This is a genomic window from Melioribacteraceae bacterium 4301-Me (assembly GCA_041538185.1).
In the GTDB taxonomy this organism is placed as follows: domain Bacteria; phylum Bacteroidota; class Ignavibacteria; order Ignavibacteriales; family Melioribacteraceae; genus Pyranulibacter; species Pyranulibacter aquaticus.
On the sequence record JBGORM010000005.1, the window covers coordinates 24270 to 49052 of the forward strand.

Genomic DNA, 24783 nt, shown 5'->3' on the forward strand with positions numbered 1-24783 from the left:
TTATTTTCATATTAGTTGTAGGAGTTATCAACCCAATAGAATGGGTAGTAATAGCGAACTCCATCGCATTTTCTTTGTAAAAGTATAAAAAATTTGTGTCAGAAAAAACGTCCAAAAATTCTTTTAATGAAACTGCGGGCTATAATTCAACCCAAATTTTCCACCAGACTGCTGGCATGTTAGAAAAATGGGAACCCACCCACGAAGTGGTGGCTTCTCACACTTAGTAAAAAGTGAGTTAAACAAGTATATGAATAGTAATAATAATTATGATGACAAGCCACAACGTGGTGAATTCTCATGAATTCTTGGGTTTAACTATTATATTTACGTTTACCTTTAGGCTGTGGCCCAAAAGAAAATTTTTTGATGAATAATTTGGATTAAATGAGAACTGTTTTAGAAAAAAGAAAAATTAAAAAAATTAAAGATAAGGTAATAAGGTTAAACTTCATTTTTGCTAAGTAATATTACTAAGGTTAGCTCAAAAATAAAATGGGAATCCACCACTTCGTGGGTGGATTCCCACATTTCATGGTAAGGTTTTGTGTTTGGTATAATTGAGCCAAAGCCTCATCAGCCTCTGGCGGAAAAGCATTACTAATATATCAAAATCTTTGACAAGTTAAATGTTTAGTCGGAACGGCGTTCCGACTTACAATACGCAGTTAGCTGAACTGGCTGGTTTAAAAAGGCTTTTCTGCAAAAAATTCATTTCTTTTTTAGGGTCAAGCTAATTAACAATGTCTGTGCTTACTATTCTGCTACCATCTATTACCATAACGATTTTAACAGGGGATGTGCCATCATACCCAGTTTTATTTCCTGTGCCTACTAACGTTACTGAGTTAGGCGAAACTGTAGCTGAGAAACTGCCGTTTGAGCTAATTTCCATTCCTTCCGGGATTTTCCATCCTTTAAAAGAATTTTTACCAGCTGTGTTAAGAGAGCCTCGATAGTATTTATGAGCAATTGTGGCGAGTTTAGTTAAATCAGAAATAATTGCATTACGGTTTGCAGGTGCATCTGGGTCTTGCTTTTTTAAAATTGCTTTTTGATTATCTAAAGTTTGTTCAATCCTCTGCTGTGTATTATTGATTAAGTCTGGTATTTTATTTATTGAAGTACCTTGGGAATTGGGTGCAATTCGTAAATAAATTAAAAAAAGTAAAACAGCGATTGTAGTTAAAACTACTGTTTTGAAAATTTCCAAGATTAACTTGACAATTTCCATCATTCCTCTTTTTAATAGAAGAAGTGCTGTGCTATTAAAAATATATTCAAGACAAAAAAGCAGGACCTACATTTAAGTCCCCGTGTACTTTGTAGATTTTACCCAGTCAACCAGCAAAATCAGAATAGATATTGAGCCAAGAATAGCAGGGATTATATAAACCTCTTCATAATTTAAGCCCTCAAACCATTTACCAAAAACGGGCGTACCTAGCCAGGCACCAATCCATCCAAATATTATTTTTGAAATAAAAGAATTTACACCTGGCCGAACGTAGTAATTAAATGCAAAGTGAAGAATTGCCGAGACAACAATACTAATTACAAGCAGGATTAGAAAGCTTATAAAGCTCATTCCAATCATTATTGTCCCTCCTTTTTTTAATGCAATTTAGCACAGCACTTCTGGGGACAAGCGAAAAATAACAAAATAATCTTTTATGAACATAATTAATTAATTTTCAAGCTGATGTATAATCACACTTAATATCAATTTTTAATTAATTTTTTCAATTTTTCTATTTCATCTCTCAACACGGCAGCTCTCTCAAACTCCAAATCTTTAGCAGCATTTAGCATTTCTTCTGTCATTTGCTCGAGAAGGTCGTTTTTCTGCTCTTCGGTCATATATTTTACTACTGGTTCAGCTATTTTTATAAACGATTCTTCTTGCCGCTCGTAATCTTTTTTTCGTACATCGGCAATAGATGTTGATGAAAGGATTTCTTCCATTGTTTTATATATTGTTCTTGGTGTTATACCATGCTGTTTATTGTATTCCATTTGAAGTTTTCTTCTACGATTAGTTTCTGTAATTGCTTTTTGCATTGATTCTGTAACAGTATCAGCATACATAATCACTTTTCCGTTGACATTTCTTGCTGTTCTGCCGGCAGTTTGCATTAAAGAGCGTTCACTTCTAAGAAAACCTTCTTTATCAGCGTCTAAGATAGCAACAAGAGAAACTTCAGGTAAATCGAGCCCTTCACGAAGCAAATTAACGCCCACCAGGACGTCAAAATCGCCAATTCGTAAATCGCGAATAATTTCTACCCTCTCTAATGCATCAACTTCGCTATGAATGTATCTAACTTTTATTTTAAGTTTATCGAGATAATCGGTTAAGTCCTCAGCCATTTTTTTTGTTAAAGTAGTCACAAGCACTCTTTCTTTAGAGGCAGCACGTTTTTTAATTTCACCTATCAAGTCATCGATTTGGTTTTTTACAGGCCGCACTTCAATTTCTGGGTCTAATAATCCTGTAGGTCTAATAATTTGTTCTACAAAAGTACCGCCACTTTTTTCCAGCTCATAATCTGCAGGAGTAGCACTTACATAAATTACTTGATTTACCATCTGTTCGAACTCCTCAAATTTAAGTGGTCGGTTATCAAGTGCAGAAGGAAGTCTAAATCCATATTCAACTAAAGTTTCTTTCCTTGAGCGGTCACCGTTATACATACCTCGTAATTGTGGTATGGTTACATGGGACTCGTCAATTATTAAAAGGTAATCTTTTGGGAAATAATCAAATAAGCAATATGGACGTGAGCCGGGCGGTCTGCCATCCATATGTCTTGAGTAATTTTCAATACCAGCACAATATCCAATTTCTCTAATCATTTCAATATCAAATTTAGTTCGTTGTTCTAACCTTTGAGCTTCTACATATTTTTCCTGCTTCCAAAAGTATTCCAGCCTCTCTTTAAGTTCCTCTTCAATTGATTTAATTGCTCTGTTAATTTTTTCTTTTGACGTAACAAAATATTTAGCTGGATAGATAGGAACACTATCTATTTCTCGAATTACATTACCAGTGATAGAATCAATAATTGACAATCTTTCTATTTCATCGCCCCAGAACTCAATTCTAACTGCCTCTTCATATTGATAAGCAGGGATAATCTCAACTACGTCACCTCTTGCCCTAAAAGTACCTCTCGTAAATTCCGAATCATTTCTTGTATAATAAATGTCAATAAGATTTCGTAATAACTTTTTTCTCTCAATTTGTTGTCCTTTTCTTAAAAACATTATTTGTCTTGCATACTCATCCGGTGCACCAATTCCATAAATGCAGCTTACACTTGCAACTATTATAACATCATTCCTTCCCTCTATTAAAGAAGTAGTAGCCTTTAAACGGAGTCGATCTATTTCTTCATTAATTGAAAAATCTTTTTCAATATAAAGATCACGCTTGACAACGTATGCTTCCGGTTGATAATAATCATAATAACTAATGAAAAACTCCACAGCATTATTTGGGAAAAAGCTCTTAAACTCAGAATAAAGTTGTGCAGCTAAGGTTTTATTGTGTGAAATAACAAGTGTAGGCTTATTAATTTCTTTAATAACATGAGACATCGTAAATGTTTTTCCGCTGCCTGTAACTCCAAGCAACACTTGGTGCTTTTGACCCCGCTTTAATCCTTCGACAAGCTCTTTGATGGCTTTTGGCTGATCACCAGCAGGCTGATAATTTGAAACTAACTCAAACTTCCCCATTGCTTATTCTATTGTTTCTTGAAGCTATAATCTAATCCTATTTATATGTCAATTTCAAATATGAGTTGGGCAAAAAATTTTGAGTAAATAATCAGCGGTATTCTTTTTTCATTAACTAATTAGAACAAATACAATTTTGCTAATATGTGAAAAAGTTAAATTCTAATAGCTAAAAATGAATAACTATTCATTACCCCCTTCCTAATTTTATTAACATGGCAAATTAACTATTACTTATTAATAACTTAGCATGAGAGAGTAAAAATAAAATTTTATTTTTAGACATATTTTTTATAAGAAATGGAGAATAGCGTGAAAGGATTCATCCTCTGTTTGATTCTAATTTCATTAACTGAAGTAATGGCACAAGAGACAAAAAAAGATACGTTAAACAGCAAATGGATACCCTCACTAACAACGGGAATAAACATAAGTCAAATTGCTTTTAGTAATTGGGCGAAGGGCGGTGATAATTCAATTTCATGGACTATACTAACAAACTTTACTCTAACTAAACATTGGAGCAGTTGGACATTAAGAAGTAACTTAAAAGCTGTCTATGGTCGGTCAAAAATTGGAAGCAATACCTATAAAACAACCAATAACGACTTTTACTGGGAAAAAGTTTTGTCCTATAACGTAGGCTGGTCAGTTGATCCATATTTAAGCAACACAATTCGTACTCAAATATCAAAAGGATATGATTACAAAATAAATCCTAATGGAATACAAATTTCAGATTTTTGGGATCCGGGCTACGTCACCCAAAGTATAGGTTTCACTTACGATCGACTAAAAAATTTTAAAACACGATTGGGTATAGCATTTCAAGAAACATTTACAAAAAAATTTAAGCAATATTCTGATAACCCAAATACAGCAGATGAAATTGAGTCATTTAAATTTGAGACCGGAGTAGAATCTGCTTCTGATTTACAATTAAAATTGGATACAAATTTAATATGGGATTCTAAATTTAGATTATTTACAAGATTTGAACGACTTAATGTATGGGACGTACTTTGGGATAATACTATTACAGCGAAGATTAACTCTTGGCTGAATGTTAATTTTACTTATACCGTTTTGTATGAAAAATCACAATCTACAAGAACCCAAATTAAAGAAGCGTTACAATTAGGTTTCACTTACACAATCTTGTAATTCGAAAAACAAGTTGACAGTATTAAAGATGGAAAGAATTTACAATACAATAGACTCAGATGAACAAAGGTATTACCGTCTACTAAATTATTTGACAGACTACATATACACAGTGAAAGTAAAAGATGGCAAAGCAGTAGAGACTTATCATGGACCAGGTTGTGTGGCTGTAACAGGATATACATCAGAAGATTACAAAAAGGACCCGGAACTTTGGTACAGAATGGTTCATAAAGACGATAGAGAAGCAGTACTTGAACAAGCTAATCAAGCCCTTTCAGGTAAAAATGTTCAACCTTTAGAGCATAGAATTATTCATAGAGATGGTACGATACGCTGGGTTAAAAACAGTATAGTTCTCTCAAAAGATGAATTTGGAAATGTGCTTTATTATGATGGACTCATAAACGATATAACTGAATTGAAAAGAGCTGAAAAACTTGCCGAAGCAAAACAAGCACAGTTAATTCAAGCTGATAAAATGGTGGCATTAGGAACTATGGTCAGTGGCTTTGCCCATGAAGTCAACAATCCAAACAATTACATTTTGCTTAATGCACAATTTATTCAGAAAGTTTGGGATGACATTAAACCAATATTAAATGAATACTATGAGAAAAATGGAGATTTTGTCACTGCCGGCATTCACTTTACTAAATCAAAAGAAAAAATCGAAACAGCTATTTCAAGCATTATAGACGGGGCAATGCGAATTCAAAACATAACACGAAGTCTTACGGATTTTGCTCGTAAAGACACAGGTGAACTAAACCAAGATGTAAATCTAAATCAAGTAATAAAAAACGCAGCCGTTATTACAGGCAGCTTAATTAAAAAATCTACTGATAATTTTGTAATTAATTATAATTATTCAGTCCCACTAATAAAAGGTAACCAACAACAGCTTGAACAAGTACTCGTTAATTTAATAAGCAATGCCTGCCACTCGCTTGGTAATCGAGATAAGGGAATAAAAATTACACTTCTTCAAGATAACGAAGAAAATTCGGCAGTGATTGAAGTTGCCGATGAAGGAATTGGCATTAAAACAGAATACATTAAACACATCTTTGACCCCTTTTTTACAACAAAAAGAGATTCAGGCGGTACAGGTTTAGGTCTATATATTTCTTACAACATAATTAAAAGTCACGGTGGAAAACTTACCTTAAAAAGTGAAAAAGGGAAAGGTTCTACTTTCCGTGTAATTTTACCTATTAACAAATAAATGGAGACTAAATGGGAATGGCAATTTACCCTGACGACCCTGTCTTACTAGTTGATGATGAAACACAATTTTTGTTCAGTGCAGAAACTGCTTTGACCGCAAATGGAATTAATAATGTAGTTACAATAAATGACAGCACTAAAGTTCTGCCTTTCCTAGAAAAACAAAATTGCTCTGTTATCGTTTTAGATATTAACATGCCCCAAATAACTGGATTAGAATTGCTGCCATTAATTGTTGATAAACATCCTAACATACCTGTTATTATCTTAACTGCAATGAACGATGTTGAAAGCGCAGTGAAAAGCATTAAAGCCGGAGCATTTAATTATATTTTAAAACCAGTCGACGATACAAGATTAGTAACTACTATTCGCAGCGGCATCAATTTAAACGAGATGCGGATAGAAAATACCAAACTAAAAAACTACCTTTTAAAAGATAAACTTGAACATCCTGAGGCGTTCAACGAAATTATTACGAAAAGTTCATCAATGCGTGCTATATTTAAGTATATAGAGGCAATCGCAAAATCCCCGCAGCCTGTTTTAATTACTGGGGAGACTGGCGTGGGCAAAGAAATGATTGCTAAAGTTATTCATAAACTTAGCGGCCGACAAGGTGAACTTGTCCTGTTAAACGTTGCAGGCGTAGACGATAACTTATTTTCCGACACTTTATTTGGTCATAAAAAGGGAGCTTTTACTGGCGCTGAAAATGAAAGAAAAGGATTAATAGAACAAGCTGATAAAGGAACATTATTCTTAGACGAAATAGGAGACTTAAGCTTGGAATCTCAGGTAAAATTGTTACGTTTAATTCAAGAAGGCAAATATTATCAGCTCGGCTCTGACATGGTAAAATTAGCAGACGTAAGAATTATTTGTGCTACAAATGCTGATGTTGACGTGCTTAAAGAACAAAACAAATTTCGAAAAGATTTATATTACAGATTACAAACACATCAAATTCATATTCCACCACTAAGAGAACGTAAGGGCGATATTCCTTTCTTAGTTAATCACTTCCTCGAAAAAGCTGCTTTTCAATTAAACAAAAGAAAGCCTACACCTCCTAAAGAATTATTTATTTTACTTTCAAATTACGATTTCCCAGGCAACATACGAGAACTTGAGGGAATCATTTTCGATGCTGTTAGTGTTCATCAGTCAGGCATACTTCCCCTTGAACCTATTCGCGAAAAAATATTTTCAAGGATGAAATCTAAAGATATTTCTAACTATAACTTGCAGTATAAAGAAGAAAAAATATTTTTTGGCGAACAACTCCCTACTTTGGACGAGGCTGAAGAAATTTTAATCCAAGAAGCATTAAAAAGAACAGAAAATAATCAAACTATTGCAGCTGAACTGCTGGGGATTAGTAGACGTGCACTAAATAACAGGCTAAGAAGAAAAATAAAATTCACTCATTAAATTTATAAGTTGTAGCTGGCCTTACTTAAATCATTTTTCGTGACAATAAATTATACCGACCATATGTTTCTTGGGATTGAACTTATATTTTAAAAAATTGGTGTTAGTTCATAAAAATCCATTCTGGAGGAATCAGACGATTCAACTTGCCTCGCAATTCCTCAGAAATAAAATTCAAACCTATTTGAAATGAGGCATTCATCCATCCGAATCCTTCTTTTGTTAAGTAGGAAAATTCAGTACCAACATTTCCATATTCGGCAAATACCTTGTGTGACCTTGAAACTACATCGTACTTTTCCGGTATTGTGCCGTTATAATCCACAGCGTTACGTAAAATTGTATAGAGCCATTTATAAGCAAGACGTTCAGCGATCTTATTATAACCGTAGTTTTTCAGACCATACCAAATTAAAATTTGATGCGGCGGCCAGCCATTCGGGTAATCCCATTGTCTTTGCGGTCTTTCCTCAGTTATCTTACCTCTCGATTTTTTTGAAGAGGCTGCAACTCCTCCCGATTCTTCCAGCAGAGGAAGTGCAAATGTAATAAGCTTTTTGACTTGAACCTTCGTAGCCATACCAGCCCACATTGGATAAAATGCTGTGGCACTTACATAACCAGTCTGCTTCTTTTTTACAAAGTTATAGTCATAAAAAATTCCATCTCTTTCATTCCACAAATATTTTGTAGATAATATCTTTCGTTTGCGTGCTTTCGACAACCATTCAGAAGAGCTCTCACCCAAAAAGTTATCATCGAATTCTGACTTAATAATTTCAGCAATATCAATTTCATATTTGTACAAAAGAGAATTCAAATCAACAGTAACAACATCGGCAGCAATTCCATCTAAACGGTAACTAGTATCGTGTCCAGATTCCCTAACTGCCTGGTCATGGATAAAATATTCATCGAGTTTAGGCACAACAATTTCATTCTCAGAATATTTTTTCTTAAAGTCTTGAAGGGATAGATTATATTTTTCTGCAAATGGCTTAAGCACAGCATCAAAATGTGTTGGTTCGGTCTCAGGAGGTATTCCGATGTTATTTCCATAATAACGACTCAAGCCAGTAGAAGTTAATCTGTCTTTCCCCATCCAAATATTTTTGTATTCATAAATGCAAGCCTCGAGGCATTCTGCAAGCCAATCGTGATTTTTTTTATTCTTAGGTAAATTGTCATATACTTCTTTTATTAGCGAAGTTAAAAAAGGCGGCTGCGAGCGCGTCAAGTAATAACTTCTGTTTGCATTTAAAATCTTTCCGTAATGTTTTAATTCATAAATCAGATTGTCTGCCATCGAACGAGCAAGTTCTAATTTACCATCATTAATTAGGCCAAGTACTTCAAAATAACTATCCCACCCATACATTTCGTTGAAACGTCCGCCAGGTACAACAAACGGGGCACCGCTGATTTTACCTAATTTTTCTTTCCTTCCACGAAGTGGTGAATTCTTAAAAGCCAAAGATAAAATTCCCGGCTTAGTTTTAATTTGTCTTGCATATTCAGCAGTAATTTTGGGTGGAAGTTTAATTACGGAAATTTTAGTATCAGTAAATTTCTTTACAATTTTTTTATAATAATTAAACGCAATTGTATCGTTGTGAGGAACATAAATAAAAAATTCGTTTGAAGCGGCTTTTGTGTCAACTATAATTTTTTTCAATCCTTTTTCATCTATTGTTCTAGTTAAGCCATCCCAGTAAAAATTTTTTATTAACCTTGATATTCTATCAACAGGCTGCTCAAAAATAAAATCCGGATTTAATTGTGCAATTTCAGCTCCAGATTCTTTTTGAATCATTAATTCTTGTAAGAGATTGGAAAGATAGTAAGTGCCGCAAATTTCCAGGTATCTTCCTTCTGTAGTTTTTAATAAAAATTTTTTTGGACCGCGGTCTTCAATGGTAATTTTGTTATCGCCGTCAGTATCCTCTTGCTTTAACAATGCACTTAATGTCTTATTAATATTGCATTTTATAATCATTTATGGGCTGTACTTAAATTATTTGTATGATGTTCAATGCCAAATTTATCTGAAACTTTTTTATACGGAATAAGAGTAAATAAAAGAATTGTTATTGGGATAATTGGAAAATAAAAGGCTGTGTGTACGTTAAAGTTTTGAGAAATCAGTCCAATTATTAAAGAACCAGATGTGCCCCCCATAGCGGAGAAAATAATAATTAGACCTGTCATAGAACTATGGTGAACTTTTTCGAGCTTACTCAGCACAATTGATATAACTGTTGGGTAAACTGGTCCGATAAAAAAACCAACTACTGATAATATGAAAGCAAACGGCGGTGCCTGATACCAATTTTCAAAATTATAAGTGACAAAATTAGTTGTTGATATAAGAACGATAATTGTTAAAACCACTGCACTGGCTAAATAGGCAATCTGAAGTGAAAGCCATGAAATTTTTTTGAGCAAATAACCAGCCAAAAAGCGGCTCAAAGCGATTGAACCCGCATAAATGCTTAAAAAAGAAGCCGCTTGTGCTTTGGATAGATTGAAAATTTCTCTGTTGAATGTCGGCAGCCACGTTCCAAAACTTTGTTCAATCATAACGTAAAGAAATGCACAAATAATGAATATCCAAACCATTGGATATTTCATTAACGAAAACATTTTTATTATGTTAGAATTTTTTGCTTCTTCATGAACACCACTTTCATCTAAATCCGTCATGAATAAAAGAACTAATGCAAGTGAAGACAGTATTGCGAGTATCCAATAGGTATGATTCCAATGACTCAAGTTAATCATTAAAGAAAAGAAAATTGGTCCGCTTAAAGAACCAACTTGAAAAATCCCTTCAAGTATATTCATCAATGCAGTATGTTCCTTTTGACCCGAGGTTATTAATCCTACAGTTGAATAAACAGATACTTTCATCAATGCAAAGGAAGCACCGGTTGCCATATAAAGTACTGGTGTAACCCAATACTGTGTTATCGATGCAATTAAAATACTTGCAACAGTAACCAACAATAAACCCACTATCATTGAACGCCGATACCCAAATTTTGGGACATAAGAAGCAACGAGAAATGAAACAAACATTATAGTTAAATCCTTAAAAGCCTCAAGACTGCCAGCAGTAACTCTGCTTACGTGGTAATCTTCAATTACTTGTGCAATTACAATTCCAACTGTGTTAAGCAGAATGGCAAAAATAAAATAGTTAAGAAAAAGTGAAATTCGTATTTTCCAGTTCGACATCTGCTGTCCCTTTATTCTTAGAGCATGAGTAAAAAATATTTGTGACTGCTTGGCGTAGTTAAACTTTGAGTAACAGACTTTTAGTTTCACAAAGTCACACCAAGTTTTCACAAAGTTACTCAAAGTATTTTTTTTATTGTGTCGCTTTATACATTCTTTACAAGATTTATATAATTAATAGTCCGTTTTATAATTTTAAACTTGCGTTCTGTAAAAAACTGGCAATAGTTAGTATAAGTTTTTAGTTGCCAATTATCACATTATCTCTTAGTGAAACTTCGTGATAACTTTGTGCGACTTTGTGACCCATTCAGATATTTACACTCGTTTATTGAACTTTTCCACAAAGACGCTAAACCGAATGTATTATTCAAATAAAAAATTAATTCTATGCACAAATCAATTTACCGGAATTTTTGTCAGTTTATTTTCCTCGATAACGAATGTTACTTTTTTATTATCCACTGTAAAGTTTTTAAGGGTTAACTTGCTAATATTTTTAGGCAGCATGGGTTTATATTTTTGAACGAATCCTTCATCTGTTAGCCTTAATCCTGTATATCCAAATATTACTTGTTGGAGAAAAGCACCTGCACCTGTAATAAAGTTTATTGAATTATTGCTGTGCGTTTCTGCCAAAACATTAAATGGAGGACGAAGGTAACCCTTTAAGGTTTTTTCGATAGTGAAATTAAATAAGCTGTCAAGTTTAAGTTCAGCTGCAATAATTGGTAGAAAGTTAACACCCATATTAGCGCCGGCGCCATTTTTCTTCAAGCTTTCGACCGCATGTAAGAGGTCGTTTCTTTTTACATTATCACTCATATCCATTTGCAGCGGATATGCTAACAAATTAGTAACACTTGACCAAAGTTCTGTAGCCCCTTCTCCAGCAGGAACATTTCCGTAAGTGGGGTGATATTCTTCTTTTTCATTATAAGGAATGAACATTTTTTTGCTGATTTTCTCCCATTCTGGATTAACTTTTGTGCCAAGTACTTTAGAAGCTTTTATAGCAAGTTCAAGATTAATTTTTGCAATTGAGTTCGTATAAGTTTCGTTGCTTACATCAACCAGTCCCTCGCTTACGGAAACTACGTTGCCAATTTCATATCTATCCTTTTCTTTATTATACTTTACTCGACTAACCCAGAAGTTTGCCGTTTCAAAAATCACTTCAGAGCCAAATTGACGCAGCCAGTTTGTATCGCGCATCGCAAGAAAATATTGCCATTGAGCAAGTGCAACATCACCAACTATGTGATTTTCTCCAAGTGCGTTTTGATAGGCAAAGAACGGTGTCGTTTCTTTACCGAGTTCATCAGACTCCCACGGATACATTGCACCTTTGTATTTATTGATCGCTGCATTTTCTTTTGCACTTTGAAGTGCACAGGACCTAAACATTACCATCGATTTTGCTATGCCTGGGTGCATAAACAATAAAGGCGGAAACATATAAGTATCGGCATCCCAAAAAATATGGCCATAGTAACCTGCAGTTGAAAGACCCATAGGCGGAATGCTAAAGTTTGTATTTTTATCTACACTGCAAAGAAGGTAAAAAATCATCGAGCGAATAATTTTTTGAAATGACAAATCACCGTCTACAATAATATCTGTTTGCCACAGTCTGTTCCATTCCCTTTTATGATTAAAAAGAAGCCTTTCGAATCCGGTATTTACAGCTTTTCGCGAAATTTCTTTTGCTTTTCGAACCAAATAACTTTTATCTGAAGAACCAGAAACAATAGAAATTATTTTGTAAAAAGTATAAGTCTTATTTTTCTCAGCGTTAAATTTTACTTTAATGCTTGCAGAGACTTTGTCCTTAATAACAGTAATTTTTGGATTACTAATTTTGTCGTCTAACATAATTTCGGATGACTCGGCAACAAAAGTATTTCTCCCTTCACATTTAGAATAAATTGTTAAATCCCCGCCAAAGGAATTCTTTTCGGCATTTGATTCAATAACCCTAATAAATCCCGGATACCATTCTTTTGGCCATGCGCCGGGTGGATTTGGTTCAATTTTTTTCAGTTTTGCAAGTGCCAACCTTTTCGGTTCTTCGCGCTGTTTCAAAGAGAAAGAAAGCACAACTGTATCAGTAAAATCCGTGGTCAGTTCAAATTTAATAACTGCAAGATTTTTATCGCTTCTTGATACAAAACTAAAAACATTAATTTTTGTTTTACGATTCTCTACATTCCAAATATAGCTTGTCTCGATTGTCCCATTATACATATCGAGTTTTTGGATGTAATTTTCGAACTGGGTTGTATCTTCAGATGAACTATTTAACCAATTCTTTCCGTTGAAAAAATTTATTTTATTCCAAGCAGGCAACTGTGCAATACGCGGGATATCATCTTTACCGTGGTCATACACTTTAATCATATAAGATTCAGCAGCTTCTGTACCCAATCGGGTTGAAGATAAACTAAAATGTCCGTTGCCAATGTAAGTCGGAAAGTACGGCTGAAAATTCTTTGTTGAAAGAATAAATCCTTCATTTTGTGCGGATGAAATGTTCAGCTGAAAAATTGCCATCGCAGCAATGAGTAAAATTCTTTGAAGTTTCATATTATTTTTTTGGCTCTCAGATAATAAACTTTCTCAGTGTCTCCGTGCCTCTGCGGTTTTTTTGTTTTCACCGCAGAGACACAGAGCTACAGAGAATATTTAATTAAAATTGGTAACTTAAAGAAAGCATTGCTCTGCGCGGCAAAATAGGTCGCGCAACATAATAATAGGTTTTTACACCCGGTGTTCGAGGATTACCTTCTTCCAGACCAATTGATTGATAAAGATTAAGAACATCGAAGGACAAAGTAACAGCTTCTCCTGGGAATCTATACGATACACCTATATTCATGTAATTATATGCTGGAAGTGTCCAATATAAATTGTACTTTGTATACTTACCAAGTACCGGGTCATAACTTGCATCTACCTGGTCTCTTGAGCCAACATAATGGAAATCTGCATAAGCTGAAAATCCTTGGTAAGTATAACGAGCACTCAAATTACCTATTAACTTTGGGATACCGCCGGCAGTGAGCGCCGTACCAGTGCCTTCAACATTTTTGGGATTTGTGTAAGTCCCAACAGCTAATATATTTAATCCTTCAATTGGAGTAACCGAAACTTCAGCTTCGAGACCAGTTGCTCTGTTATCTGGACTGCTTCTTACAACCCACTTTCCTTGACCTGTAACCGGATCTGTTTCAAAGCCTTGTCCTATTATATTTGTTAACTCAACCCAAAATGCATCAGCAGTAAATGAAAGTAATGGCGAGGAATATTTCACACCGCCTTCAAATGTAACCACTCTTTTATTACCGAAAATATCAATCTGCTGTTGAGCGGCAGCATCCAAAAATTCATCTAAGGCTGGCATTTTAAATGCGCGGCTGCCCTGAGCGTAAAAAGCAACATTATTATTTAATTTATAATTTAGTCCAGCTGATAAAGCCCAATCATCAATATTGCGTTTGAAATGTCTGAACGACTTGTTACCCCACTGTTCATTATTGTAACGCGTATTTGGATCATTGTCGAGATCAACACTAGAATAATTTTCAGCATCCTGAACGAAATCATTTAATTCGTATCGGAATCCAACATCAGCACGCAGCTGCTCGGTAAGCTGGAACGACCCGCCAAACATTGTTGATAAAATTGTAGTTGAACCTGTTCCATTACGATATAGAGAATTGTAATTTCTGAAACCATTGCTAGTATAGTTTATTGTTCCGGAAGGTGTATTTACAACCAAATCAACAAGACGTGGATTATCCCTTACATCCATTAAAATATCTGCGAAGTTCCATCTATTGGTTTGAGTGTAATTTGCAAAATATACTCCCAATGTTAATGTGTGCTTTTTGTCGATTGTTTTCAAAATCTGAAGTTGATCTTGGAAAGCTGACATTGGTTTATTTACTGTTACCAGAGTGCTTGGCGAAAGAAGAGCTAGACCGCCGTTGGAACTCATATCAAAAGGTAGTTTGTTTCCATTTGCATCAAAGTGATTTGTGTAAAGTAATTGATAAGTAGAGCCGGAAGGTAATCCTAATCCTTTAACCCAGTCATTTGCATTAATTGGATTGCCGGTAAAAATTCCGTTCCATCCTTGATTATTAGACATAAGCTGAGCTGAATTCTTAAGTGTCCAATCATCCGGAAATTCAAAATTAACTTCTGTAGTAAGCCAATAAGCTTGGGTTCTTAAACCATCATCCAACGGAAAATTCAAATCACCAGATGGAGTAGGCACCGTAAGATTATTAGCCTCGTCTGTGTTCATTGCACCGTAATCTGAAAACCCTGGTACGTATTGAGGATCATCTGGATTTTGAAATGGCAAAGGTAAAATGAATTGATTTCTGTCATCTATAATTTTCAAGGAAGCTTTTATGTAACCATTGTCAAGGAGTTTAAGTAAATTAGCTTTAATTTGACCGCCGCGTATTCCTGGAAATCCTGGATATCTTGAACCTCTGTCATATCTATAGAAGCCCCCTATATTAAATCTTAAATCCTCGCTAATTGGTCCCCCAATATTAAAATCATATCTTGCCAATCCTTCAGTAGCAGCGGTAGCTTTTACAATGCCTGAAAATGTAGGACCGCCGGTCTTATTGATATAATTAATGATTGCGCCAGGTGTATTTGAACCGAATAATGCTGAATTGCCGCCGCGTACTATTTCAATGCTCTGAATATTCTCGTCCATTCTAAATAAATTATCAGCATTCATAAAAAATGTGTGCATAGTTGGAAATACAGGCAAACCATCTTCCATAAACATCACATATTCAACACCAAGAATTCCGCGGACACTTATATTTTCGTTAACCTCTCCGCCGGAACTTTCCACTCTTGTGAAACCTGGTACATATCTTAATTGTTCTGTAGTACTTCTTGGATTAGCCTGTTCAATCTCCTTTGGCGTAAGTGTGCTGATTGCAACTGAGGATTCCAATTTTGGAATAGGTGAAATTGTACCAGTTACAACTACACTTTCAAGATTCAGTACATCTGCAGAAAGTGTGAAATCAACGGTTGAAGTTTCACCCGCTGATACTTTCACTTCTTTTGTTACTGCTTTATAACCAACGACGCTTGCTTTAATTTGATAGGTGCCCTCAGCAACATTATTAATTGTGTAATTACCGTTTACATCTGAGGCAGCGCCAGTTGTTGTTCCAATTAAAACAACATTTGCAAAAGGAATTGGATTCTTTTGTTCATCTGTAATTTTTCCCTTTATTGTACCCGTGTTTTGTGCGTACAGATGAGCAGTAAAAAGAAAAATTAGCATTAATGGAATAAAAAATTCCCTAATGCTTGTAAAAAGATTTTTCATGTGACCTCCTCTGTTTTGTTTATCCCTCGTTTAATTGAGAAGCTTTTTGAGAGTTTTATTCGTTGATAATATCCAAATAAGAAAACAATACAAGTGATATGCCGAAAATTTTTCAGAATATCATTATAAAAAAATTACATGTATCTATGTATTTTCCATTAAAATAAGCAGAGAAATGTTATTTAATGATTTGAAAATATATTAACAAAATCTAGAGCCACTTCTGGGGATTATCATATTTATAAGAAGATTATCAGTTTGGATAACTGTAAGTCGGAACGCCGTTCCGACTGATTCTTGTCGATTCAGCGAATCGACTTACTGTAAGTCGGGACGCTGTCCCGACCTACCGCCTCTCCAATGTCTACTTTCTTGTCGATTCAGCGAATCGACTTACTGTAGGTCGGGACGCTGTCACGACCCACTGCCTTTCCAATGATTTACTTTCTTGTCGATTCAGCGAATCGACTTACTGTAAGTCGGGACGCTGTCACGACTAACCGCCTTTTCAATGTCTACCTTCTTGTCGATTCAGCGAATCGACTTACTTTGCGTGGACCGACTCACAGGTACTTACAATAGCTCCATTTCCACTCTTCCCATTTTTCTACCAATCCTGCTTTAACAGGATTATTGAGTACATAACTTATTGTTTCTAATAATTCATTTTCATTCCGAATCATGTGGTCGTAACTTTCTCCTTGCCAAAATGCTCCTGAAGCACCTAATATCTTACTACATTCTAAAGCTGTGTGTTTTTTAAGCTCTTGAAGAATTTTTGTTACTACAAAATTTTTTGTTGTTTGCTGAGAAACTATATTGCGTTCTTGTTTTACTAATGGCGTAAAAATCACATGGACATGATTTGGCATGATGGTGTAACAAATTAAATCATAAACTTTATTATCTCTATAATGAATTGCTTCACGCACAATTTCTGCAACTTCTTCTATAGAAAGCCATTTTGGTCCATTGCTATTATTAGCGAGTAAAGAATCAAATTGAAGAAAGTAATTCTGCTGGTATTTTAAATATTTATCCTTTTTGTCATAGCCTTGAGGAAGCGATGCAATTTTACTCAATTCCCGTTCTTTTTCTATCTTTAACTTTTCAATAACTTTTAACGGTATGGAGTTTTTAAGACGGAAAACTACATGATATGAGTAGCCTGGAAACTGATAATGTGGAAGATGGCGTTTGTAAAAGTAATTATTTTGCATATAATAAAATTCCGGTTTGTTTCACAAACTATAAGTCGGAACGCCGTTCCGACTGATTCTTGTCGATTCAGCGAATCGACTTACTTTAATCCAAGTTCTTTACACAGCCTGTGAAAATTTGGCGGTGCAATCCCAAGTTTTGCTGCTGCTTCTGCATCAGTAGAGGAATTACTCCTAACAAATTTTATATAACGTCTGCGAAATTCCTCTTCGGCTTCTTTCATTGGCAAAACATTTTCTTTAGGTGTCAAGGCAAAGTTAAATTCACTAAAGACATTTTTTGCACCCAAACTAAATTCTACTATATTAATATCAATTTTGCCATTGCTTAAAAGTACTAATCTCTGCGCTACATTTTTTAACTGCCTAACATTCCCCGGCCAACTGTAATTTAACAAATATTCCCATGCATCACTTTCTATTTGAGGATAAGAAATTCCTTGCTCATTAACGTAAAATTCCAAATAATATCTTAACAAATCTGGTATGTCTTCATGTCTTTCTCTCAGCGGTGGGATGTAGATATTAAGAACATTAAGCCTATAATAAAGATCTTCACGAAATTGTTTTTCACTAATCAATTGCAAAAGGTTTTTATTAGTCGCTGCAATAACAGACACATTAACAGTGACAGTATCTTTTCTGCCAATTTTATCGATTTCTCCAGTTTCAAGTACGCGAAGAAGTTTGGCTTGAGCCGCTAAAGGCAACTCACTAATTTCATCAAGGAATAAAGTCCCTTCGTGTGCTTGTTCAAATAGACCAGTTTTATCTGACTTCGCATCTGTAAACGAGCCCTTTTCGTATCCAAATAATTCACTTTCGATAAGTTGAAAAGGAATAGCAGAACAATTTACTGTTACAAATTTCTCAAACTTTCTTTTGCTTTTGTAATGAATATTTCTTGCAATAAGTTCTTTGCCAGTGCCCGATTCACCGATGATTAATACATTAGTGTTTATCTGAGAATATTTTTCTATTAACAATTTAATATTATTAGTTATAGTTGATGAGCCAATAATTTTCCATCTTTCCATTTTAGATTGCAAATTATCTTCAAGCTTGCTTTTCGACCGCGACTTTTCCATTTCTAATTTTTTGTTCTCTAGTTGAAGTCTTCTCTTTTCATAGCCGTTCATTATTGCAAGGATAAAATCAGTCGGCTGATAAACGAAGTCTTCCATATCAGTTGGATTTTTAGTGCCAAACCAGAAAGCTCCATTTTCAATTAGTTCGTTTGCAAATTCCGGATCAGATTGGTTAATGGTCATTTTTGTAATTATAATTACTTGAATTGTAGGGTCAATAGATTTGATTTCTTTTATAAGTTCTTTCCCATAAAGTCCACCGGAAATTTGATAATCCAAAATAACTACATCTAACTGTCCCAAAAATTTTTTTAAGCTTTCCAAAGCATCATAACCGGTTGAAACAATGTCTTTTACATGAATGATATTACTGTAAAGCTTAAGTGTATTTTGAATTCTCCTTACGTCAAATTCTTCATCTTCTATTATCAGAACATTTATTCTTTCTTGTTTCATAAAAGCCTCGTTAATATATATAGATTACTGTTAGTCGCTAATTTTCAAAAAGACAGTTAAACAGCGGTAATGAAAAATACCGCCCCTTGATTTGTGTTGTAAGCATCTAAAGTCCAACCACAAAGTTTACAAATTTCATAAGCAATATAACAACCATATCCTGCGTGACCTAAGGAATTTTTAGTGGTTGAATTTTCAAGAAAAATTTTTTTTATGCCGTTCTCATTTGTCTCTAATAAATAAGGCGCAATCCCCGAGCCGTTATCCGAAATGTAAATGTTTATTTTATTTAGTTGCTCATCAAAAGTTGTCTTAATTTCAATAACAATATTTTTCTTTTGATTATGGTCGATGCTGTTTTGAATTAACGGTTCCAAAATCTGCCATACTACATACTCATTAATATTAATTGAAGGAAGATTTTCCATCAGCATAAGATTAAATGTACACTGATTGCCTTCTTTATATACTCTCTTAAAAATATTATTAACAATAAATTCTATAACTGAATTGATATTCGTGTTAAATGTTGAGTTTCTTATAACATTTATTGGCGGGTTATAAGTTTTCATATCGTAAATAACTCTTCCCATAAAGCCTGAATATTTTGACAAACGAATACGGACTGTTTCTAAGTTTTCGTGGGTGAGGTTGCGTAAATCTTCTTTAATAAAGCCTACAATTTTTTCTGCCTTGTGATGGGCATGATATATTTTTTTAGTAAAGAATGATTCTTTTTGACTTTCTATTCTCTCCTTAAGTTCTTTTTCTTTATGCTTGAACAACTGATATTGAGCCATATCTCTGTCCTTAACAAGAAATGTAGTAATTGAAAACATAGCAAGTAGGCTGAGAAGTATTACTGCAGAAATTAAAGCACCACTTTGATCGTAAGAGCTAGCAACAGCCTTAGTAATATTTTTAAAATCGGGCGATACTTTCAAATAAACAGCACCAAGAACCTCTCCGTGTTTCGAAAAAGGGACTAATATATGGAACGTATGCGTCCCCTCTTTTAATGTAGCTATAGATTCCATTTTAAAGAGTGTATTTTGAGATTTATTAAACCATTCCTTTGCTTTTTCTCGTTTTTTTGTTGACGTAGACTTAGGCAGTAATCCTTTTGTTAAATAATCAAAAAGATCGCTACCTTGGTCAATATCGATAATTTTATTGTCGGATGTTTTGAACAACAAACAAATATCCTCTACATTTTTTTGCAATATTTGTTGACTTAAAGTAAAATCAAGTGCTTCGGAAGTAGAAGTGCGAAATTCCGATGTTGCATTAGGCGAATTGAAAGTAGGTTGAAGTAAAAGTTCCAGCGAGGTTGTTGCCAAATCAGCTAAACGTTCTGCTGTATCCCATCTGTACAATTCTATTGACTTGTTTACAACATTATCTACCGACCTTACATTTATATAAGCCAACATTACTTGTGAAAGAATAACAATTAATATTAAAATTATAACATGGTAGAGCTGAAAATGATATGATTTAAACTCTTTTAGTGATATCATTTTTTACCTCGTTTTCTTTACTTTATTTTTCCAACTGAAGCATTGCATCAATTTCCCTTTTAGATTTTGAAAGAGCTTCGGCTGCAGATAATTCTTTTTTTAAAGCAGCGTTTACATTGCCAGCAATTATATCCGAGATTTTTGTGTAATCTTCAAGTGAAGGACGCTGAATTATTTTTTTCAAAAGGGCCTTGTAAAATCTTAGAGTAGGATATTTAGCTAAAAGACTATCATCTTCATAAAAGTTTTTATTGATAGGCAAATATTCTCCAAATGAAAAAAGAATTTCCTGTGCTTCCTTCGATGTTGCATATTTTATAAAAGTAATTGCAGCTTCCTTTTCCTGAGAATATTTAGAAAGCATTAAATTCCAGCCGCCAATTGTAGAATAAGATTCATTGCCATCAAAATGCAAAGGTGGTGCTTTGCGAAGAAAACGAAGTTTTTCCGATTCTTCCTTTGTAAGATTTACAATTCGATACATATTTTGCCAACCTCTAAAAAATGGAACGTCGTTTTTGACCGCATACTTAAACGATTCGGCTTCCTCAAAATTAACCACTTCTTTTGGCACTATATGATATTTGTTGATAAGGTCAACGAAAAATTGTAAACATTTTTCTGTTCTTGGATTGATAAGATTGCTAAAATCTCCCATCTCAACATTAACATTATTTCCTTTAGTTAACTCTAAAAAATTACATATTAAGCCCTCATATGGTTTCCCTTGAAAAACATAAAGATATTTTGAGTTAAGTTGTTTATGTATTGAGAGTAACTCTTCCCAACTGCCACCGTTATTAATTGTCTGCTCAATTTTTTCACCATTTGGAAGTTTGTTAATTATATCTTTTCTGTAGTATAATATTCCTAAATCCATAAAAAGAGGAACAGCAAATAATGTGTCGTTATATTCGCAAGTCTTAAGTACGGGTTTAATTATTTGTGATAATTCATCTGAGGAAAAATAATTACCAAGAGGTTCAGCCCATTTAACAAAACGAGGAATCCAAATTTGGTCAATTGAATAAACATCAATTCTGCTGCTTTGACTTCTCATTGCTCGCGTAATTAACTCTTTTCTTTTGTTTGTAGTAAACTTTTCGTAGCCGAAATCGATTGGTATTACTTCAATTTTCCCTTTGTATTTATTGTTAAACCGTTTAATTATTTCAAGATGTGATTGTGTAATAACATCGGCAAAATAAATTTTTTTTACAGTGTTATTATTTTCATAAATATTCTTAAATGGAAAAAAGTAAAAAATAAAGGAAAGTATTATTGCAATAAATATGAGCAAGTATACTATCCAACTTTGAGTTTTCTTTTCTGAGAAAAATTGTTCAGCTGCATTAATGTTTAATTCACTCATGGTAAAATTCTCTATATATTAAGATGGGTTTTTTCACTTCCAACTTTAAACTAATTTTTACGTTATGACAATATTGGAATTATATAGTTTGTAGAAAAACCGAATTAATCTAATAATATAAAATAGTTTTTTCTATAAAAAATCTATTCTCATCAAAGCGACGCACAGTAGTATTCTGATTCCCTAAAAGAAATTAAGGAACGTCAACTAAATATTTTATATATGTTTTTTATAGAGAAGATTAAAAAATATGAGCATAATATTGATTCTTAAGTCAAAAATATTTTTTTACTTTCAACAAATTAATTTGATTGATTATATTTGCAATAGCGATGGGGTTCGCTTTGTAGCCACCGGCTCAAATTGTCCAAACCAACTTACCGGACTGATAACTCCTACTATAAAATTAAACTACAAATAAAGGAGACTAAAAAGTTGCAAAACTATACATTAGTATTTATAGGTGCTGGATTAGGCGGGATGCTGCGCTATTGGATGTCCAGTTTCGTCTATAAATTCCTCCCGCAAAATTTCCCTTACGGTACTTTGTCCGTAAATATATTGGGCAGCTTCTTAATTGGATTGATAATGTTTTATTTCAATGAGAATAGACTAATCAATCCAGAGATAAGAACTTTTCTTACTATTGGTTTTTGTGGTGGACTTACTACATTCTCTACCTTTTCTTACGAAACGATTACAATGCTTAAGGATAGAGAATTTTTCTTTGCAAGCATGAATATTTTAGCTAATGTGTTACTTACTTTAGTCGTTTTGTTTATTTCATACAAAATTTCTAAGGTGTTAAGTTAATTTATAAACAAATAGAGGAATGAATTATGGAAATTAAAGGGGAAGCAAAGCTAATCCGTATTTTTGTAGGCGAAACAGATTTAATTCAGCACATGCCAGTTTACGAAAAAATTGTTCAAGAGGCTCGTAAAGCACAGCTTGCAGGTGCTACAGTGTTTAAAGGCGTAATGGGATTTGGAAAATCAAGCAGAATTCATGCTGCAAAAATATTAAGACTTTCGGAGGACATGCCAATGGTAATTGAAATAGTCGATGAGTATGAAAAAGTTGAAAAATTTTTGCCAATCCTTCACAATATTTTCGAAGAAGCAAATTGTGGCGGATTAATCACAATCGAAAAAGCTGAAATTATTAAATATGTTGTAGGCAATAACAAATAGTAAAGCGATGGAGTTCGCTGAAATTTAGATTGCCAAACAATCTATGATAACTCCTACCAAACTATACTCTAATCAATACAAGTAGTTTTATGTATGCTGTTAATTTTTAGACTTTCTTAAGTATCATATTAAACCTAAATTTTTCACCAGCCTGCTGGCGGTTAGAAAAATTGATGTAAAAAGAATAAAATCAATTAATTATGCATACACTTCGTTTATTCAACATTAGAAAAGTGTTCGCAAAAAGAGAAGTTGTTAAAGGAATAAATATCGAGATTAAACAAGGAGAAGTTGTTGATTTACCTGGACCAAACGGTACAGGCAAAACAACCACATTTCAATCAAACAAAAAATGAAAAACGACTTTGATTATGTGAGCTCTGCAAATTCCTTTTATGAAATACCTAAAGAACAAAGAAAATTAATTAATGTGTTAATTGCTAAACTCGTGGGAAGAAAAATTGGGACTTTATAGCAATGGCAAAAGAAAGTTTTTCCAATAAAAAAACAATCGAATTTATTGTGAAAGAACTAAAGAAAATCTTTGAAAAGAGAAACCACATTAAGGGAATAATAACCTGCGGTTTAGTTCTTATTAATTTGGCAAGCATGAAAGATGAAGAAGTGGAAAGTTATTTTTCAGAATTAAGTAAAGTTATCTACAAACTAATTGATGAGGCAAAAATCATTATACAAACAGAGAAACGTTTCGTGTTATTCCCTTTGCCCGATATTAAAAGAGAAGCATATGAAATCGGCAAGAAATATATGAAAAACTTTCTTGAATGGATTTGGGCTTCCCCGGATAGTGATAATACAAAAAACAATTCAGAACAATACATGGACATAATAACTCTCAGAACACCAAAATATACTGCTGAAGAACTAATGAGTATTATAGAAAATGAACTTTACAGCATAGAAGAGATAAGCAAAATTTTAGATAAAATTTCAAAGCACATTAGCTAATTTTTTACTACCAACTTTACAGCGATACATTCGAGCATAGACCTATTAGCTTGGTAATCCGAAGAATTTCTTTTGATAATTCGCCAACCATTTTGCTCATAAAACCCTTTAGTATTAATCGATTCGATAAGCTGTGTTGACTTATCCAACAGTTCAACCAATTCCTTATTTTGGCAAAGCACTATAGGTCTTTGGTTCAATCCATATACAATAGTGACAGGCTCGATAAGTACATCGGAAAGCTGTTTAATTTTTTGTTGAGCTTGAGTATCGCGAGTTTCAAGTTGAATCATCCTTGCGCGTGCTTCAAATCCAACCATATCTTTTGAACTACTAACTAAATCGAGCAAATAATTTCGAACAACGTTTAAATCTTTTGCCGTTCGCAGCAGTTCAATATTACTATTTTTTTGAAGAGCTTTAGCTAATAATGAAATTTCTTTTAAGTAGTGATTTCGTTGGTTATCGGGTACCAAGTACATAATAATAATATGTACTGGAATGTTATCGGGTGCCCCGTAATCTATGCCGGTGGGACTCCAGCCAACAGAACAGATTAAATCTTCATCATAAGGAACACGAGCATGAGGGCATGCAAAACCTTTTCCTAATGCGGTATTTGTATTTTTTTCTCTTGCAAGCACAAGTCCCTCTACGTCAGTCCCGTTCGGTACTGAAGGAATAGCCTCGATAATATGGGCTAAGAATTGAAGTGAATCGAACTTGTCGTTATCCGGCAGTTCAATTAATCGACCTTCCTGCAGAGCATCTAATAAACTATCCAT

The 24783-nt window shown here is 33.9% G+C and carries 20 protein-coding genes and 2 riboswitches; of the genes, 8 read left to right on the forward strand and 12 right to left on the reverse strand.

What is annotated here, in order from left to right:
* Positions 1-11 precede the first annotated feature (11 nt).
* A riboswitch (Fluoride riboswitch) is annotated at positions 12-77 on the reverse strand.
* 656 nt (positions 78-733) lie between these two features.
* The 3 genes from ABRY23_09395 to uvrB form a co-directional block, all read right to left on the reverse strand.
* Positions 734-1237 carry a hypothetical protein gene (locus tag ABRY23_09395; GenBank protein MFA3783262.1) on the reverse strand — a complete coding sequence of 168 codons (504 nt, stop codon included), beginning with the start codon at positions 1235-1237 and terminating at the stop codon, positions 734-736.
* Between the two features lie 69 nt (positions 1238-1306).
* Entirely contained in the window at positions 1307-1597 is a 291-nt protein-coding gene (locus ABRY23_09400; GenBank protein MFA3783263.1) for a GlsB/YeaQ/YmgE family stress response membrane protein, read from the reverse strand.
* A 125-nt stretch (positions 1598-1722) separates the two neighbouring features.
* Positions 1723-3741: an excinuclease ABC subunit UvrB gene (gene uvrB / locus ABRY23_09405; GenBank protein ID MFA3783264.1), complete on the reverse strand. Its 2019-nt coding sequence runs from the start codon at positions 3739-3741 to the stop codon at positions 1723-1725.
* 312 nt (positions 3742-4053) lie between these two features.
* Here uvrB and ABRY23_09410 point away from each other — a divergent pair, with 312 nt between their 5' ends.
* Genes ABRY23_09410 through ABRY23_09420 form a run of 3 tightly spaced genes read left to right on the forward strand, consistent with a single transcriptional unit; the run spans position 4054 to position 7569 of the window.
* Positions 4054-4905 (forward strand): DUF3078 domain-containing protein, encoded by an 852-nt coding sequence (locus ABRY23_09410; protein MFA3783265.1) that lies wholly within the window; start codon positions 4054-4056, stop codon positions 4903-4905.
* Between the two features lie 28 nt (positions 4906-4933).
* Positions 4934-6133, forward strand: a complete 1200-nt coding sequence (locus ABRY23_09415) for an ATP-binding protein (GenBank protein MFA3783266.1) — start codon at positions 4934-4936, stop codon at positions 6131-6133.
* Between the two features lie 11 nt (positions 6134-6144).
* Positions 6145-7569, forward strand: a complete 1425-nt coding sequence (locus ABRY23_09420; GenBank protein ID MFA3783267.1) for a sigma-54-dependent transcriptional regulator — start codon at positions 6145-6147, stop codon at positions 7567-7569.
* A 103-nt stretch (positions 7570-7672) separates the two neighbouring features.
* On the opposite strand, the gene ABRY23_09425 is transcribed toward ABRY23_09420, so the two are convergent.
* The 8 genes from ABRY23_09425 to ABRY23_09460 all read right to left on the reverse strand — a co-directional run bounded on the left by ABRY23_09425 (position 7673) and on the right by ABRY23_09460 (position 21836).
* Complete coding sequence (locus tag ABRY23_09425) at positions 7673-9565, reverse strand: alpha,alpha-trehalase (GenBank protein MFA3783268.1); 1893 nt, start codon at positions 9563-9565, stop codon at positions 7673-7675.
* Positions 9562-10896 (reverse strand): sugar MFS transporter, encoded by a 1335-nt coding sequence (locus ABRY23_09430; protein ID MFA3783269.1) that lies wholly within the window; start codon positions 10894-10896, stop codon positions 9562-9564. Before ABRY23_09430 ends, ABRY23_09425 begins: the two co-directional genes overlap by 4 nt.
* Positions 10897-11205: 309 nt before the next feature.
* Positions 11206-13392, reverse strand: coding sequence for a hypothetical protein (locus tag ABRY23_09435; GenBank protein MFA3783270.1), 2187 nt, complete (start codon positions 13390-13392; stop codon positions 11206-11208).
* A 103-nt stretch (positions 13393-13495) separates the two neighbouring features.
* Positions 13496-16180: a TonB-dependent receptor domain-containing protein gene (locus ABRY23_09440; GenBank protein ID MFA3783271.1), complete on the reverse strand. Its 2685-nt coding sequence runs from the start codon at positions 16178-16180 to the stop codon at positions 13496-13498.
* Positions 16181-16743: 563 nt separating this feature from the next.
* Positions 16744-17400 carry a transposase gene (locus tag ABRY23_09445; protein MFA3783272.1) on the reverse strand — a complete coding sequence of 219 codons (657 nt, stop codon included), beginning with the start codon at positions 17398-17400 and terminating at the stop codon, positions 16744-16746.
* A gap of 80 nt (positions 17401-17480) precedes the next feature.
* Entirely contained in the window at positions 17481-18944 is a 1464-nt protein-coding gene (locus ABRY23_09450; GenBank protein MFA3783273.1) for a sigma-54-dependent transcriptional regulator, read from the reverse strand.
* Positions 18945-19000: 56 nt separating this feature from the next.
* Entirely contained in the window at positions 19001-20464 is a 1464-nt protein-coding gene (locus ABRY23_09455; GenBank protein MFA3783274.1) for a sensor histidine kinase, read from the reverse strand.
* 22 nt (positions 20465-20486) lie between these two features.
* Complete coding sequence (locus ABRY23_09460; protein ID MFA3783275.1) at positions 20487-21836, reverse strand: extracellular solute-binding protein; 1350 nt, start codon at positions 21834-21836, stop codon at positions 20487-20489.
* 319 nt (positions 21837-22155) lie between these two features.
* Positions 22156-22241: riboswitch (Fluoride riboswitch) on the forward strand.
* 30 nt (positions 22242-22271) lie between these two features.
* Here ABRY23_09460 and crcB point away from each other — a divergent pair.
* The 5 genes from crcB to ABRY23_09485 all read left to right on the forward strand — a co-directional run bounded on the left by crcB (position 22272) and on the right by ABRY23_09485 (position 23998).
* Complete coding sequence (crcB, locus tag ABRY23_09465) at positions 22272-22649, forward strand: fluoride efflux transporter CrcB (protein MFA3783276.1); 378 nt, start codon at positions 22272-22274, stop codon at positions 22647-22649.
* A 26-nt stretch (positions 22650-22675) separates the two neighbouring features.
* The gene (locus ABRY23_09470) at positions 22676-23029 is read left to right on the forward strand and encodes a DUF190 domain-containing protein (protein ID MFA3783277.1); all 354 of its coding nucleotides are present in this window, start codon (positions 22676-22678) and stop codon (positions 23027-23029) included.
* 200 nt (positions 23030-23229) lie between these two features.
* Positions 23230-23385, forward strand: a complete 156-nt coding sequence (locus ABRY23_09475) for an ATP-binding cassette domain-containing protein (GenBank protein MFA3783278.1) — start codon at positions 23230-23232, stop codon at positions 23383-23385.
* On the forward strand, positions 23382-23504 hold the full coding sequence (locus ABRY23_09480) for a hypothetical protein (protein ID MFA3783279.1): 123 nt from the start codon (positions 23382-23384) through the stop codon (positions 23502-23504). The genes ABRY23_09475 and ABRY23_09480 overlap by 4 nt, the downstream gene beginning before the upstream one ends.
* Before the next feature lie 2 nt (positions 23505-23506).
* Entirely contained in the window at positions 23507-23998 is a 492-nt protein-coding gene (locus ABRY23_09485) for a hypothetical protein (GenBank protein ID MFA3783280.1), read from the forward strand.
* Here the strand turns inward: ABRY23_09485 and ABRY23_09490 are convergent.
* A complete protein-coding gene (locus ABRY23_09490) occupies positions 23995-24783 on the reverse strand; it encodes a PTS sugar transporter subunit IIA (GenBank protein ID MFA3783281.1) in 789 nt (262 codons plus the stop codon). The two genes, ABRY23_09485 and ABRY23_09490, sit on opposite strands and share 4 nt — an antisense overlap.